The organism is Microbacterium sp. MF43 (genome assembly GCF_012847295.1).
GTDB lineage: Bacteria > Actinomycetota > Actinomycetes > Actinomycetales > Microbacteriaceae > Microbacterium.
On record NZ_JABBDY010000001.1, the window covers coordinates 821,177 to 835,000 of the forward strand.

Sequence of the window (13,824 nt, forward strand, 5' to 3'; positions counted from 1 at the left end):
TTCACGTGCGATGAGCATCGGAGCGATCTCGCTCGAGCGCATGACCGTGCCGTCGACGCGTGCTTCGCGCGGCGCATCCCCGACGCCGGCGAGGGCCCCTCGCCGGCGCGGACACGGTTCAGCGCCGATCGGCGGCGAGCCGGATGAGCACGATGTTGCCCGACTCATCGACCTCGGCGACGGTGGGGTGCGCCTTGACGAACTCCGAGAAGCTCTTGTGCCCGAGCGCCTTCTCGGAGAACGACGGGTCGAGCCGCTTGATGAGGCTCTTCACTGCCGACGCGTGCTGCCACTCGACGTCCTCTTTGTCGCTCTCGAGGCGCAGCGCGCGGTCGAGGAGCGCTTCGGCGGGGTCGGCGGCCGCGTTCTTCGCGCGCCGCCGCGTGGGCGCCGTCTCTTTGCGGGCCTCGACCGTGGCGGCGACGCCGGGAAGCGCGTCGTACGAGTCGAACTGATCGCAGGCCGCCGCCAGCGACTTGGCGGTGGAGCCGGCCACCCCCACCCCCACGACGAAGCGGCCGAGGCGCTTGCAGCGCTGCGCGAGCGGCACGTAGTCGGAGTCGCCGGCGACGATCACCACGTGGGTCAGGTCGGGCAGGCGGAACATGTCCTCGACCGCGTCGACGGCGAGGCGGATGTCGGCGCCGTTCTTGGCGTACGCCGCCGCGGGGAAGAGCTGCACGAGGTCGACGGCACGGGCGACGAGCTGCGAGCGGTACACCGCGTTCACCGGAGACGACCAGTCGGCGTAGGCGCGGGTGAGCACGAGCGTGCCGAACGAGGCGGCGTAGTCGATGATCGCGCCGACATCGATCGTGGCCGCGGTGAGGCGGTCGGCGATCTCGGGATCCGACGGGTCGGCGATGATCTTCTGCCGATCGCGGGAGTACGAGTTCTTGCCATGGACGCGGTCGTACCAGGACATGACGATGTTGTCGAAGTCCAGGTACACCGCGACGCGCGAGTTCTGCAGGTCGGCCACCTCACTCCTCCCCGGGGTAGCGCACGCCGATGAGCTGGCGGATCTCGTCCATCGTCTCCATGATCGCCACCGTCTCGTCGATCGGCAGCAGCTCGCTGTCGGTGCGGCCCGCCGCCACGTACTGCTCGGCCGCCAGCGCCTGGAACTGCATGCCCCGGCCCTGGATGTCGGACGCGTACTTCTCGAGCACCGTGCCGTCGGCGGTCACCACGCGCAGCGACGAGGCGTTGTACCAGACGCGGTCGATGTCGATCCTCGCGTCGGTTCCGATGACGTGCGCCGTATTCGGTCCCGCCGCGCGCGAGGCGGAGAGCGAGGTCGACAGGGCGCCCGACGCGTGCGACATCACCGTGGCGATCTCGGTGTCGGCGCCGGTCTCGCCCAGACGGGCCGAGGCGGTGATCGCGAGCGGCTCGCCGAGGATGTCCCACGCGAACGAGATCGGGTAGATGCCGAGGTCGAGCAGGGCGCCGCCTCCGAGCTCGAGGGCGTTGAGCCGGTGCGCCGGGTCGGATGAGATGAGCTGGGTGTGGTCGGCCATGAGCGCCCGGATCTCCCCGAGCGTGCCGGCCTCCACGATCTCGCGGACCCGCGCCATGTGCGGCAGGTAGCGGGTCCACATGGCCTCCATCGCGAGGAGCCCGCGCTCGGCGGCGACATCGCGGACGCGCGCCGCCTCGGCGCCGGTGAGGGTGAAGGGCTTCTCGACGAGGACGTGCTTGCCGTGCTCGAGCGCCAGGACCGCCTGCTCGGCGTGGAACGGATGCGGCGTCGCGATGTAGACGATGTCGACCCCGGGGTCGGACACGAGCTGCTCGTACGACCCGTGGGGCCGCGCGACGTCGAACTCGGCGGCGAACGCCGACGCAGACTCGCTGCTGCGCGAACCGACGGCGACGATGTCGAGGCCGGCGATGCGCAGATCGCGCGCGAAGGCGCGGGCGATCCCGCCCGGACCGAGGATGCCCCAGCGCAGGCCGGGCGAGGAAGGAGGGGTCATGTCCCCGAGCGTACCGAGCGGGGCCCCGCGCCGCGCGCCCGGCAGCAGATCGGGCCCCGTTCCGAGATCGGGCTCGCGTCAGCGCGCGCCGGCCTCGGCCAACTCGGGCTCCGCGGGCGCCGTTCCGAGATCGGGCTCGCGTCAGCGCGCGCCGGCCTCGGCCAACTCGGGCTCCGCGGGCGCCGCAGGCGTCGCGACGTCGGCGAGCGCCCGGTCGAGGTCGGCGATCACGTCGGCGGAGTCTTCGAGGCCGATCGACAGCCGGATGGTCGTCGACGAGATGCCCGCCTCGGCCAGCTGGCGCGGGCTCAGGTGGCTGTGCGTCATGGACGCGGGGTGGGCCACGAGACTGCGGGCGTCGCCGATGTTGGCGACGAGCCTGACCACCCGCAGCCGCGAGATCAGGTCCTCGACGACTCGGAAGTCGGCCTCGGCGTCGCCCGTGGAACGGAGGTCGAACGCGAAGACGGAGCTCGCGCCGCGCGGCAGGTACTCTCGCGCGCGCTCGTGCCAGGGGCTCGAGGGCAGGCCGGGGTGGTGCACGCGGGCGACCGCCGGGTGGGCCTCGAGGAACTGCGCCACCTGCAGCGCGCTCGCGGAGTGCCGAGCGATCCGCAGGTCGAGCGTCTCGATGCCCTGCAGCAGCTGGAAGGCGTTGAACGCCGACAGCGACGGACCCAGATCGTGCACGTACTTCGTCTTGACGAGGGAGATGTACGGTGAGCCGGTTCGGCCGAAGCGCTCGACGAGGCTGCCGTCGGGCACGCGCGGGTAGGTCTCGGTCAGCTGCGGCCAGCGCTCCGGCTCCGCCGTGAAGTCGAAGGTGCCGAGGTCGACGATGACGCCGCCGAGCGACGTGCCGTGCCCGCCGAGGAACTTCGTGGCCGAGTGCACGGTGATGTCGGCACCGAGATCGCGCACGCGCTGCAGGTACGGCGTCGCGACGGTGCTGTCGATCACGAGCGGGACGCCGGCGCGGTGGGCGATGTCGGCCACCGCGCGCACGTCGAGCACCTGGGCGATCGGGTTGGTGATGGACTCCGCGAAGAAGGCGCGCGTCTGGGGCCGGACCGCGGCGGTCCAGGCATCCGTGTCGTCCTGATCGACGAACGTGACCTCGATGCCCCAATCGGCGAACGTGTCCTGCAGAAGATCGACGGTGCCGCCGTACAGCTGGCGGGCGGCGACGATGTGCTCGCCCTGCTTCGCCAGGGCGAGCAGCGCCAGCGCGACGGCAGCCTGGCCCGACGCGACGCCCGCGGCGGCGACCCCGCCCTCTAGCTCGGCGACGCGCTTCTCGAACACGAGCACCGTCGGGTTGGCCGCGCGGCTGTAGATGTTGCCGTCGCGGCGCAGCGCGAACAGATCGCGGGCCTCGCTCAGCGAGCGGAACTCGAAGGCGTTGGACTGGTGGATCGAGGGCACGGCGGTGTTCTCGGCGACGCCCGCATCGAACCCCGCCTGCACCTGTGCGGTCGCGAACGAGCGCGGGGCTTCAGACATGCGTCCCATTGTCGAGGCGGGATGCCTCGGCCCGCGCGCCGTGTGTCGAACTGTTGCACGCCGCGGGAGGCAGGATGGGAGGATGCCGCTCCTCGTCACGCCCGCCGATCTGGCCGGCCTCGTCCGTTCCTCCGCGCGGGTGCGGATCCTCGACGTGCGGTGGCGGCTCGACCGACCCGACGGCCGTGAGGACCACCTCGACGGTCACATCCCGGGGGCGGTCTTCGTGGACCTCGAGCGGGAGCTCGCCCGGCCCGGGCGGCCCGACGAGGGCCGGCATCCGCTCCCCGCGACCGCCGACCTGCAGGAGGCGGCCCGCCGCTGGGGTCTCGACGACGGCGACGTCGTCGTGGTCTACGACGACGGGAACTCCGTCTCGGCGGCGCGCGGCTGGTGGCTGCTGCGTGCCAGCGGGGTCGCCGACGTGCGCGTGCTCGACGGCGGACTGTCCGCGTGGGTCGAGGCGGGATTCCCGCTCGAAGGCGGCGAGGTGGTCCCCGAGCGCGGCCACGTGACGCTCACCGGACCGACCGCCGGGATCCTCTCCGCCGACGACGCGGCCGCGTGGCCCGAGAACGGGGTGCTGCTCGACGCACGCGCGCCGGAGCGGTACCGCGGTGAGGTGGAGCCGATCGACCCGGTGGCCGGGCACATCCCGGGCGCCCGCAATCTACCCGCCGAGGTCCTGCTCGACGGCAGCCGGTTCCGCGACCCGGCGGCGCTCGCCGCGGCGTTCGGCGCCGTCGGGGCGGACGGCACGGCGCCGGTCGCCGCGTACTGCGGCTCGGGGGTCACGGCGGCGCACACGGCGCTCGCCGGAGCCCTCGCGGGGATCGACGTGTCGGTGTTCCCCGGTTCGTGGAGCGCGTGGGCGAACACGCCCGGGCGCCCGATCGCGACGGGCGCCGAACCGTCCGACGTGACCGGGGTCGTGTGAGCAACGGACCCGCCGGCCGGAGCCAGTCCGGTTACGGGACGAGCGTCACCTTGCCGTCGACGCCCGCCTCGACCACGCGGTGCGCCTCGGCCGCGTCGCTCAGGGCGAAGGAGGGTCCGATCTCGACCGTGAACCGGTCTGCGGCGAGCAAGGCGAGAGCGATCGGCACCGCTTCGGCGCGCCAAGCCTGCTGCTGCGCCGTGAGGGGCTGGGGGGAACCGCCCGAGAACGCCCGGATTCCGAACGATGCGGCATCCCGCCCCCGCACCAGCGTCGCGATGCGCGTCCTGTCGGCGACGAGCTCGAGCGAGGTCTGGATCGCTTCGTCGGTGCCGGCCGCGTCGATGGCGACCGAGATGCCTCCGGGTGCGAGCGTACGCACGCGGTCGGCGAGTCCGTCGCCGTAGGCGACCGGGATCGCGCCGAGCGCGCGCACCGTCTCGGCGCGCCGGTCGGAGGTCGTGGCGATCACCGTCGCTCCCCACAGCACCGCGAGCTGGATCGCCGCCTGTCCGACGGCGCCCGAGCCGGCATGCAGGAGCAGCGTGTCGCCGGGTCCGACCGACAGCGAGCGCAGCGTCTGGTACGCCGTCCCGACCGGGACGCCGAGGGCGGCGCCCTGCGCGGCGCTCACCTGCGCGGGCCGCGCGTGCACCCGTGCGGCGTCGAGGACCACGTCGCTGGCGTAGGAGCCGTTCGCGCCGAAGAACGCCACGGCATCGCCTGGGCGGAAGCCGTCGACATCCTCGCCGACCGCCGTCACGACGCCGGCGCCGTCGGAGCCGACCCGGCGCGGCTCGACGATCTCGGGGGAGGGACGCAGGCCCGATCGCAGCTTCCACTCGATCGGGTTCACACCGGCCGCCTCGACCCGCACGGCGAGCTCGCCACGACCCGGCGCGGCGGCCGGAAGGTCGATCGCGTGCAGGACCTCGGGTCCGCCGAGCTCGGTGTAGACGATCGCAGTGGTCATGTCGGACGAAACCTCTTCCTCATCCGCCGCTATTCCCGCAGCGCATTCTGGATCCGCTGCAGCGAAACGGGCTCGGCCGTGCCGAGCTGCTGCGCGAACAGGCTGACACGGTACTCCTCGAGCAGCCAGCGGGCGCGCTCCAGTGCCGCGGGGGCGTCGGGGAGAAGCGGGATGGCGCCGCCGGCGTCGGCGAAGACCGTCGCGGCGCGCTCGAACTCGGTCATGCGCTGGCGATCGCGGCCCGGGTTGTCGGGGAGGGTGCGCACCCGCTCCAGGGCGCCGCGGAGGTAACGCGGGAGGTGGGCGAGCCGGGCCGTACCCGTGCGCGAGACGAAGTCCGGATGCACGAGTCCCGCGACCTGTCCCTTGACGTCGTTGAGGGTGCCCAGCAGCGTCAGCGAGTTCTGGTCGCGCACGGCGCGCTCGACGTCGCGGGCTCCTGTCAGGATGCGGGCGACCAGCGACACGGTCTGGAACAGCTCGTCGACGACGACGCCCGACATCGTGTCGCGGACCGTCTCGAACCCCGCACGCGTGCGCACGATGCCCCCTTCGACGGTCCGGGCGACCACGGCGTCGGCGACCGCCACGCGCGCGTCCTCGATGAGGGCCTTGGCCGACGGGTAGGGCGATGCTGCGAGGGCCAGCTTCTCCGGCGACGTGAGGTGGTCGAGCACGTACGCGGAGGGGGACGGGACCGCGAGGAGGAGCAGACGCCGCGCACCCGCCCGTGTCAGCCGGGCAGCCGCTTCCGGTGTGGCCTGGATGCGCAGCGCCACCGACGAGCCCTCGTCGACGATCGCCGGGTACCCGCGCACGACCCCGCCCGCCACCTTCGTGTCGACGACGTCGGGCAGGTCGCCGAACGACCACTCGGTCAATCCGGTGCGTTCGGTGAAGGATGAGCCGAGGGCCCCCGGACCGGGCGCCGCACTGCCTGCGGGGGCGGGGCGCCGGGCCCCCGGCTTCTCGCTGAGGGACCGGGCGACCGACGCGCGCGCCTTGCCCGAAAGCCGCTCCTGGAGTGCGGCGAGGTCGCGGTCCGAGCCGACCGCACGGCCGCGCTCGTCCACCGCGCGGAACGACACCTGCAGGTGCGGCGGCACGCGCTCCATCTCGAAGTCCGCCGCGGTGACGGGCTGGCTCGCGACGCGCTGGATACGGGCGGCGAGGGCCTCGCGCAGGCCGGTGGGCGGAAGACCCGCGTGCGATTCCGGCCCTTGGCCGGAAAGCTCGCCCGAGAAGGTCGCCGCCCAGTCGGCGGCGGGAACGACGTGCCGGCGGATCGCCTTGGGCAGCGACCGGAGCAGCGCCGTGATGAGCTCGTCGCGCATGCCGGGCACCTGCCAGTCGAACCCGTCGGAGCGAAGCTGGGCCAGCAGCGCGAGGGGGACGACGGCGGTCACGCCGTCGTCGGGCGCCCCGGGTTCGAAGCGGTAGGCCAGCGACAGGACCTGGTCGCCCTGCTGCCACCGGGCGGGGAAGTCGCGCTCGTCGCCGCGAGAGGCTTCGTCGACGAGGTCGGCCTCGGTCATGTCGAGCAGCTTGGGCGTCCGGGCGGAGGCGTCGCGCCACCACGCCTCGAACGAGCGGACGTCGAAGACGTCCCGCGGGATGCGGGCGTCGTAGAAGCGGTACACGGCCTCGTCGCCCACGAGGATGTCGCGGCGCCGTTCGCGCTCCTCGATCTTCTCGAGCCGCCGGCGCAGCTCCAGGTTGCGCCGCTCGAACGCCGTGAGCCGCTTGTCGAGGGCCGAGGCATCCCACTCGCCCTCCACCAGCGCGTGCCGCACGAACAGCTCGCGGGCGAACGGCCGGTCGAAGCGGGCCAGCTGCACGCGGCGGCGCGGGATGATCTCGACCCCGAACAGGGTGACCTTCTCGTAGGCGGATGCCGCGCCCGCCGCCTTCGACCAGTGCGGCTCGCTCAGCTGGCGCTTGGCGAGGTCGCCCGCGAGCGCCTCGGCCCAGGCCGGGTCGATCGCCGCCACGGTCCGGGCGAAGAGGCGGGAGGTCTCGACGACCTCGGCCGCCATGACGGCGCCCGGACGCTGCTTCCTGAGCCCCGATCCGGGGAAGATCGCGAACCGCGTGCCGCGCGCGCCGAGGTACTCGGCGGAGCGCCGCGGGTCGGCCCGGCCTCCCCGGTCGCCACGCTGGGCCGGCTTGGCCGTCGAACGCTCGTCGAGGATGCCGATCTGCGAGAGCAGACCCGACAGGATCGCGCGGTGGATGTCGTCCGGGTCCGCCGTCTCGCCCGTCCCCTTCGCGCGGGGTGCGCCGAGGAGCGCGCTCAGCTGACGGTGCACGTCGGCCCACTCCCGCACGCGCACGTAGTTGAGGTGCTCCTGGCGGCACAGTCGCCGGAACGCGCTGGAACCGAGCTCCGACTGCTTCTCCTGCAGGTGGTTCCACAGATTGAGGAGGCTGAGGAAGTCGCTCGACGGGTCGGCGAACCGCGCGTGGAGGCGGTCGGCTTCCTCCCTGCGCTCCTCAGGGCGCTCGCGGACGTCCTGGATCGACAGCCCGGCGACGATCGCCAGCACGTCGCGCAGGACGCCCGCCCGGCGCGCCTCGATCAGCATGCGGGCGAACCGCGGGTCGATCGGCAGGCGCGAGATCTCACGGCCGAGGTCGGTGAGAGAAGGGGATGCCTCGCCGTCGCGACCCTTCGAGGTCGCCGCACGCACCGCGCCGAGCTCGATCAGCAGGTCGAACGCGGCCTTCACGCCGCGCGAGTCCGGCGGCGTCAGGAACGGGAACGAGGAGATGTCGCCGAAACCGAGGGCGAGCATCTGAAGGATGACGGACGCGAGGCTCGTGCGCAGGATCTCGGGCTCGGTGAACTCGTCGCGGGTCTGGAAGTCCTCCTCCGAGTAGAGGCGGATGGCGACACCCGGACTCGTGCGGCCGGCGCGGCCCGATCGCTGTTGCGCAGACGCCTGCGAGATGGCCTCGATCGGCAGGCGCTGGATCTTGCTGCGGTTGCTGTACCGCGAGATGCGGGCGGTGCCGGTGTCGACGACGTAGCGGATGCCGGGCACCGTGAGGCTCGTCTCGGCGACGTTCGTCGCCAGGATGACGCGGCGGCGCACACCGGCGACGGTCGACCGCTCGAAGACCCGGTGCTGCTCGGCCGCGCTGAGGCGTCCGTACAGCGGGAGCACTTCGGTGGGTGAGGCGTCCTTGGCGTACATTCCGCGCACGGCGTCCGTCGCGTCGCGGATCTCCGCCTCGCCGGGAAGGAACACCAGCACATCGCCGGCCGGCTCGCGGTCCAGCTCGCGCAGCGCGGCGGTGATGCCGTCGACATCGTCGCCGTCGGGCTGCTCCGCCCCGTTGCCGTCGCCGGACTTCGTCGATCCGGCCGTGGGCCGGTAGCGGACCTCCACGGGATACGTGCGTCCCGAGACCTCGATGATGGGAGCAGGCGTGCCGTCGCGACCGGCGAAGTGCTTCGCGAAGCTCTCGGGGTCGATCGTGGCGCTCGTGATCACGACCTTGAGGTCGGGGCGCCTCGGCAGGATCCGCGTGAGATAGCCGATGAGGAAGTCGACGTTGAGCGACCGCTCGTGCGCCTCGTCGACGATGATCGTGTCGTAGCGGCGCAGCAGACGATCGCGATGGATCTCGTTGAGCAGGATGCCGTCGGTCATGAGCGCGACGCGCGTGTCGTCGGACACCTTGTCGGTGAAGCGCACCTTGTAGCCCACGGTGGAGCCGAGCGGCACCTGCAGCTCTTCGGCGACGCGCTCGGCGATCGTGCGCGCCGCGATGCGGCGCGGCTGCGTATGGGCGATGCGCGAGCGCCCGAGCTCGAGACAGATCTTCGGCAGCTGCGTCGTCTTGCCCGAGCCGGTCGCGCCGGCCACGATGACGACCTGATGGTCTCGGATCGCGCGGGCGATCTCCTCCCGCGCGGCGCTGACCGGCAGCTCCGGGGGATAGGCGATCACAGGCGCGGGCGCGGACATAGCCTTCGATCGTATCCCGGACCGCCGCCGATCGGCTTCTCGCGGTGCCCGGCCCCGGCCGGCGCTCCTAGGCTGGACGCATGGCAACCATCCCCACCGTGAAGCTCAACGACGGCCACGAGATCCCGCAGCTCGGCTATGGCGTGTTCAAGGTGCCCCCGGCCGACACGCAGCGCGCCGTCGGCGAGGCCCTCGAGGTCGGCTACCGCCACATCGACACCGCCGCCATCTACGGCAACGAGGCCGGCGTCGGCGCCGCGATCGCCGCGAGCGGGATCCCGCGCGACGAGCTGTTCATCACGACGAAGCTCTGGAACGACCGGCACGACGGCGACGAGCCGAACGCGGCCATCGCCGAGAGCCTCGACAAGCTCGGCATCGAGCAGGTCGACCTCTACCTCGTGCACTGGCCGACGCCCGTCCATGACAACTACGTGCACGCGTGGGCGAAGCTCGTCGAGCTCCGCGACCAGGGTCTGACCCGCAGCATCGGCGTCTCCAACCACCTGGTGCCGCACCTCGAGCGGATCGTCGCCGCGACCGGCGTCGTCCCGGCGGTCAACCAGATCGAGCTGCACCCGGCGTACCAGCAGCGCCCGATCACCGAGTGGGCGGCGGCGAACGACGTCCGCATCGAGTCGTGGGGCCCGCTCGGCCAGGGCAAGTACGACCTGTTCGGAGCCGACCCGGTCGTCGCCGCCGCGGAGGCCCACGGGAAGACCCCCGCGCAGGCGGTGCTGCGCTGGCATCTCGAGAAGGGGTTCATCGTCTTCCCGAAGTCGGTCCGCCGCGAGCGGCTCGAGGAGAACCTCGACGTGTTCGACTTCGAGCTCACCGACTCCGAGGTCGCGGCGATCGACGCCATGGAGAAGCCCGACGGGTCGGGGCGCGTCAGCGCCCACCCCGACGAAGTGAACTGAGCACGCCGTGAACCGTCGCCTCGCGGAGGCCTCGAGTCCGTATCTCCGCGCTCACGCGGGGAACCCGGTCCCGTGGTTTCCGTGGGGCGACGAGGCGTTCGCGCAGGCCCGCGCCCGGGATGTGCCGGTCATGGTCTCGATCGGCTACTCCACCTGCCACTGGTGTCACGTGATGGCGCGCGAGTCTTTCGAGGACCCGGCCACCGCCGCCGACCTCGATGCGGGCTTCGTGTCGATCAAGGTCGACCGCGAGGAGCATCCGGAGGTCGACGCGGCCTACATGGCGGCCGCGGCGGCGTTCTCTCCGCACCTCGGCTGGCCGCTCACCGTGTTCACCACGCCCGAGGGGCGCCCGTTCTACGCCGGCACCTACTTCCCGCCGCAGCCGAGGGCCGGGATGCCCGCGTTCCGGCAGGTGCTGGCGGCCGTGCGGGAGGCGTGGGAGCAGCGCCGCGACCAGATCGACGGCACGGCGAGCGCGATCGTCGAGGCGCTGGCGGATGTGCGCGCACAGGCGGCGGGCGAGGCATCCGCTCTCCCCGCCGTCGCCGAACTGGCGGCCGCCGCCGCCTCGCTGGCCCACCGGGAGGATCGGGCATTCGGCGGGTTCGGCGGGGGAGAGGCCCCGAAGTTCCCCGTGGCGACGGCGCTGCGCTTCCTGCAGCATCCGCTCGTGCGCGAGCACGCCGGCGACGCCGCGGCCGTCGCGGATCGCGCGCTCGCCGCCATGGCGGCCTCGCCCCTGCGCGACGCGGTGGAGGGCGGGTTCTTCCGCTACGCGACCCGCCGCGACTGGTCGGTGCCGCACTTCGAGCGCATGCTCACCGACAACGCGCAACTGCTCGACGTCGCGCTCGACGCGGGCGACACCGAGACCGCGGCCGGCATCGCGCGGTTCCTCCTCGACGTGCTCCAGCAGCCGTCGGGCGGATTCGGCGCGGCGCAGGACTCCGAGTCCTGGATCGACGGCGAGCGCAGCGAGGGCGGGTACTACGACAGGGATGCCTCGGCGCGCGCCGGGCTCGAGCGGCCCGCCGTCGACGGCAAGGTCGTCACCGGCTGGAACGGCCTCGCGATCGGCGCGCTCGCCCGGGCGGGCAGCCGCCTCGGCGAGCCCGCGTGGATCGAGGCCGCGCGCTGGGCCGCCGACGCCGTCCTCGAGACCAACGCGATCGGCGACGGGCGGCTGGTGCGGGCGTCGCTCGACGAGATCCCCTCGCACGCCTCGGCGACCCTCGCCGACTACGGCCAGCTCGCGGGCGGGCTCGCCGCCCTCGCCGCCGCGACGGGGGAGCCCGCCTACGCCGTCCGCGCACGCGAGCTCGTCGAGGCCTGCGTCGCCTCGGACGGCGGACTGGCGGTGCCGGGAGGCGGAGACCCCGTGCTCGCTGCGCAGGGGATCGCCGCTCCGGATGCCTCGTCGGACGGCGACGAACCGTCGGGCCCGGCGGCGCTCGCGGCAGCGGCCCTCGATCTGTGGGTGCTGGGCGCGGACGAGCGTCTGCGCGCGATCGCGGAGCGCGTCGTGGCGGCGCACGCGGCGACGGGGACGGCGCAGCCGCTCGCCCACGGCGCGCTGCTGCGGGTCGCGGCACGCCTGGTGTCGGCGCCGCGGCAGGTGGTCGTCGTCGGCGGGGGACACGACGGCCCGCTCGCCCGCGCGGCGCAGTCCATGGCCGCGGACGTCGTCACGATCGTCACACCCGATCAGGCCGGCGCGTTCGCGGCGGCGGGGTTCGGGCTGTTCCAGGACAAGGCGACGCGCGACGGGAAGCAGACGGCGTACGACTGCCGCGACTTCTCGTGCCGCCTGCCTGTCACCGATCCCGAGGCGCTGACCTGACGGGGGATCACACCCAGGTCGGCAGCCAGTTGTGCAGTCGCCAGAAGTCGTACGGCACCGGCATCGCCGAGACGACCGGATACCAGAAGGCCGACAGCAGCACGGCGACGCCGAGGAAGACCAGGACGAGGCGCTGACCGGTATGCCGCCGGTACGCGTCGGCATGGCGCGGTCCGGCGATGTCGCGCAGGGCGAACGTCAGCGCGAGCAGCAGGAACGGCAGCACGAGCACCGTATAGAACTGGAAGATCGTGCGCTCCGGGAAGAAGAGCCACGGCACGTAGGTGACGCCGATCCCGCTGAGGACCAGCCCGTGCCGCCAGTCGCGCGCGACCACGAACCGATACGCGAGGTAGAGCACCGCCGCGACCCCGGCGTACCAGACGAGCGGATTGGGGATGCTCGCGATCGCCGCGGAGCACCCGTTCACCGCGGTGCAGCCGTCGACGCCGAATCCGTCGTGGTGGTAGTACATGCCGGTCGGGCGGATGAGGAGCGGCCACTGCCACGCGGGACTGGCGTAGGTGTGCCCCGATGTGATGCCCGAGGCGGCGTTGAGCATCGTGACGTGGTCGATCCACAGGCTCTGCAGCGGCAGCGGCACCCACGCCCACACTCCGGTCGCCGGATTCGCGTCGGCCGCCTGCCGGCCGTAGCCGCCGTCCGTGACGAGCCACCCCGTCCACGAGGCCAGGTACACCGCGACGGCCACCGGCACGAGCAGCACGAAGGTGGCCACGCCCTGGCGGAGGGCGTCGGCCGGCCAGAACAGCACGCCCGCGCGCCGGCGGGCGAGGGCATCCGTCACCACCAGATAGATGCCGAGGCCGGCCAGCACCCACGCGCCCGACCACTTGACCGCCGACGCCGCCCCCAGCGCGACGCCCGCCGCCAGGACCCAGGGACGGTTCCACAGGATCGGGCCCCACGCCGGCGGTTCATCGCCGTCGTACCGCGCGGCGACCGTCAGAGCGATGCGCGCCATCGTGCGCTCCCGATCGAGCAGCACGAACAGAAAGGCCAGCAGCACGAAGAACGTCAGCGGCGTATCGAGGAGCGCGACGCGGCTCATCGAGATCGCGAGGCCGTCGACGGCCATGAGGAGGCCCGCGACGACCGCGAACGTCGTCGAGCGCGTGAGGCGCTGGGCGATGAGCATGAGGACGAGTACCGCCGCCGTGCCGAGGAGCGCCGTCGTGAGCCGCCAGCCCCAGCCGTTCTCGGGCCCGACGACCATCATGCCGAGGGCGATGATCCATTTGCCGAGCGGCGGGTGGATGACGAACGCGGGGTCGGTCGAGAAGATGTTCACGTCGCCCGCGAGGAACCGGTCGTTGGCGTCCGCGGGCCACGCCGCCTCGTAGCCGAGCTGCGACAGCGTCCAGGCGTCCTTGACGTAGTACGTCTCGTCGAACTGGTTCATCAGGTCGTGCGCGGCGGCGAGGTTCCACAGCCGGAGCACGGCGGCCAGCGCGACGACGATCGCCGGCCCGAGCCACGCGTACAGGCGCTGCGCGGCGTCATCTCGCGCGAGCCGCTCCGTGAAGCGGTCGTACAGGCTGGGACGCACCGGCGGCAGCAGCGGCTCGGCGGGCGGGTCGGCGTCCAACCGGGGGGCGTGCGTCACGGTGCCAGTGTAGGTTGCGTCGCCTGAGCGCCCCGTGCGCGCGCTCCGCCGGGACGGGCCCCGCG

General features: G+C 72.9%; 9 protein-coding genes. 3 read left to right on the plus strand and 6 right to left on the minus strand.

Translation table 11 applies throughout. The annotated features are described in order from the left end of the window. Positions 1-118: 118 nt before the first annotated feature. From HF323_RS03640 to HF323_RS03650, 3 genes are all read right to left on the minus strand, one after another. Positions 119-982, minus strand: coding sequence for an NYN domain-containing protein (locus HF323_RS03640; RefSeq protein WP_169581167.1), 864 nt, complete (start codon positions 980-982; stop codon positions 119-121). Position 983: 1 nt separating this feature from the next. Next, positions 984-1,982 (minus strand): Gfo/Idh/MocA family oxidoreductase, encoded by a 999-nt coding sequence (locus HF323_RS03645; protein ID WP_169581168.1) that lies wholly within the window; start codon positions 1,980-1,982, stop codon positions 984-986. A gap of 141 nt (positions 1,983-2,123) precedes the next feature. Further along, the gene (locus tag HF323_RS03650; RefSeq protein WP_223169133.1) at positions 2,124-3,485 is read right to left on the minus strand and encodes an aminotransferase class V-fold PLP-dependent enzyme; all 1,362 of its coding nucleotides are present in this window, start codon (positions 3,483-3,485) and stop codon (positions 2,124-2,126) included. A gap of 82 nt (positions 3,486-3,567) precedes the next feature. Between HF323_RS03650 and HF323_RS03655 the strand changes: the two genes are divergently transcribed. Beyond that, positions 3,568-4,422, plus strand: a complete 855-nt coding sequence (locus HF323_RS03655) for a sulfurtransferase (protein WP_169581170.1) — start codon at positions 3,568-3,570, stop codon at positions 4,420-4,422. 31 nt (positions 4,423-4,453) lie between these two features. On the opposite strand, the gene HF323_RS03660 is transcribed toward HF323_RS03655, so the two are convergent. Both HF323_RS03660 and hrpA read right to left on the minus strand, forming a co-directional pair. Further along, positions 4,454-5,395 carry an NADP-dependent oxidoreductase gene (locus HF323_RS03660; protein WP_169581171.1) on the minus strand — a complete coding sequence of 314 codons (942 nt, stop codon included), beginning with the start codon at positions 5,393-5,395 and terminating at the stop codon, positions 4,454-4,456. A 29-nt stretch (positions 5,396-5,424) separates the two neighbouring features. Next, positions 5,425-9,369: an ATP-dependent RNA helicase HrpA gene (gene hrpA, locus HF323_RS03665; RefSeq protein WP_169581172.1), complete on the minus strand. Its 3,945-nt coding sequence runs from the start codon at positions 9,367-9,369 to the stop codon at positions 5,425-5,427. An 80-nt stretch (positions 9,370-9,449) separates the two neighbouring features. Between hrpA and HF323_RS03670 the strand changes: the two genes are divergently transcribed. Together HF323_RS03670 and HF323_RS03675 are read left to right on the plus strand one after the other, a co-directional pair. Next, positions 9,450-10,289, plus strand: coding sequence for an aldo/keto reductase (locus tag HF323_RS03670; protein ID WP_169581173.1), 840 nt, complete (start codon positions 9,450-9,452; stop codon positions 10,287-10,289). A gap of 7 nt (positions 10,290-10,296) precedes the next feature. Continuing rightward, positions 10,297-12,132: a DUF255 domain-containing protein gene (locus tag HF323_RS03675; RefSeq protein ID WP_169581174.1), complete on the plus strand. Its 1,836-nt coding sequence runs from the start codon at positions 10,297-10,299 to the stop codon at positions 12,130-12,132. A 7-nt stretch (positions 12,133-12,139) separates the two neighbouring features. On the opposite strand, the gene HF323_RS03680 is transcribed toward HF323_RS03675, so the two are convergent. Beyond that, entirely contained in the window at positions 12,140-13,759 is a 1,620-nt protein-coding gene (locus HF323_RS03680) for a phospholipid carrier-dependent glycosyltransferase (RefSeq protein ID WP_317450980.1), read from the minus strand. Positions 13,760-13,824: the final 65 nt, after the last annotated feature.

Bases quoted from the DNA above. Each gene is read 5' to 3' on its own strand.
- HF323_RS03645 (WP_169581168.1), bottom strand. From the start codon at position 1,982: ATGACCCCTCCTTCCTCGCCCGGCCTGCGCTGGGGCATCCTCGGTCCG.
- HF323_RS03650 (WP_223169133.1), bottom strand. From the start codon at position 3,485: ATGTCTGAAGCCCCGCGCTCGTTCGCGACCGCACAGGTGCAGGCGGGG.
- HF323_RS03655 (WP_169581170.1), top strand. From the start codon at position 3,568: ATGCCGCTCCTCGTCACGCCCGCCGATCTGGCCGGCCTCGTCCGTTCC.
- HF323_RS03660 (WP_169581171.1), bottom strand. From the start codon at position 5,395: ATGACCACTGCGATCGTCTACACCGAGCTCGGCGGACCCGAGGTCCTG.
- hrpA (WP_169581172.1), bottom strand. From the start codon at position 9,369: ATGTCCGCGCCCGCGCCTGTGATCGCCTATCCCCCGGAGCTGCCGGTC.
- HF323_RS03670 (WP_169581173.1), top strand. From the start codon at position 9,450: ATGGCAACCATCCCCACCGTGAAGCTCAACGACGGCCACGAGATCCCG.